Origin of the sequence: Massilia sp. TSP1-1-2 (genome assembly GCF_049896185.1) — a bacterium.
Taxonomy (GTDB): Bacteria; Pseudomonadota; Gammaproteobacteria; order Burkholderiales; family Burkholderiaceae_D; genus Telluria_A.
The window spans coordinates 1996-3263 of record NZ_JAFCTU010000070.1; the positions used below are offsets into that span (position 1 = coordinate 1996).

A 1268-nucleotide genomic window follows, 5' to 3' on the forward strand; every position below is an offset into this window, starting at 1 on the left:
AAAGCAATCTGGGCGACTTCTACCGTGAGCTGGCAGAAGTGTTTGGCGTGGCCCTCAAGCCCAGCAATCACTGGGGTGGTTTCAAGACCTTGCGTGAGCGCTGGGTCAGCCACCTTGCGGCGACCCGCGTGCGCAGCTGCCTGCTGATCGACGAAGCCCAGGAAATGAGCCCAAAGACATTGCTTGAGTTGCGGCTGCTGGCGTCGGCACGCTTCGACTCGCAGCCCTTGCTGGCCGTCATTCTGGCCGGGGATGGACGCCTGTCCGATGCCCTGGCGCGCGATGAATTGCTGCCGCTGGGCACGCGCATCCGGGCCCGGCTGACCTTGGACTACGCGTCACGGGAAGAGTTGAGTGCCTGCCTGAATCATCTGCTCGACAGCGCCGGGGCCGCCACGTTAATGAGCGCGACACTCAAGCACACGCTGTGTGAACGCGCCGGCGGCAACTATCGCGTGATGACCAATATGGCGGCGCAATTGCTGGCTGTGGCGGCGCAGCGTCAACTGCCCAGTCTGGACGACAAGTTGTATCTGGACGTGTTCGCCGCGCCCAGTTCCGCCACCAATTCGACACGCCGCAATAGCCGCGGCCACGCCTAAGGGTTGATCATGATGAAGAAGAAAATGAGTCCGACGCCGCGCAGGTCTCGGCGGCCAACTGTCACGCTGGAGATCGAGTTGCCGGAGCTGTCAGACGAAGCCGCCGCCGCCGTGGCTGATGTGCTGGTACAGCTGTATCACCGCTTCGAGGCGACCTACTACGCCCAGATCCTCAACCACCATGCTGATCGGGTGTGCATGGTGAGCGTCAACGGGGTAGATGACAAGAAACGCGAAGACGAGCCCGACCTGTTCTGAGCGTCATCGCAACCGGCCGCCACAGCTGTGCCTGCCAAACCGGGTGCGCTCGGCGAGCTGCCGGGCCGGGGCGATTCGAGCCGAGCGGATGCGAGGTCGCCCGGTCAGGGCGTACCCCGGCGCTTCGCGGGGACATGCAGGAGCGCATTGCGGGGCCGGCCCCCGCTGCGACGATGCCAGCCGGTCACGAGCGGTCGCGTCGCGGCAGAGCGTCCGATTGACCATCAGATATCGTGACCATCAAGCCATCAAAAATCTTGCACGCGCTCAGTACGCGGAGCAATACTATATTTTGAGACCCGAAAAACTGGACAATATTCCGTTCTTGGTGTGTGACTATTCAGCCTGAGCGCACAGTGTAGAAAGTTGTTGTAAACAAATCTTAGATAACGCATCATGGGGGCATGC

The 1268-nt window shown here is 61.6% G+C and carries 2 protein-coding genes; both read left to right on the plus strand.

The window, feature by feature from the left end; all coding sequences use genetic code 11:
• Nucleotides 1-602: AAA family ATPase (locus tag ACP7BV_RS26775; protein ID WP_426107938.1), on the plus strand; the 602-nt coding region annotated here is incomplete at its 5' end.
• Between the two features lie 9 nt (nt 603-611).
• Nucleotides 612-860 (plus strand): hypothetical protein, encoded by a 249-nt coding sequence (locus tag ACP7BV_RS26780; protein ID WP_426107939.1) that lies wholly within the window; start codon nt 612-614, stop codon nt 858-860.
• The last annotated feature ends 408 nt before the right edge of the window (nt 861-1268 follow it).

Bases quoted from the DNA above. Each gene is read 5' to 3' on its own strand.
- ACP7BV_RS26780 (WP_426107939.1), top strand. From the start codon at position 612: ATGATGAAGAAGAAAATGAGTCCGACGCCGCGCAGGTCTCGGCGGCCA.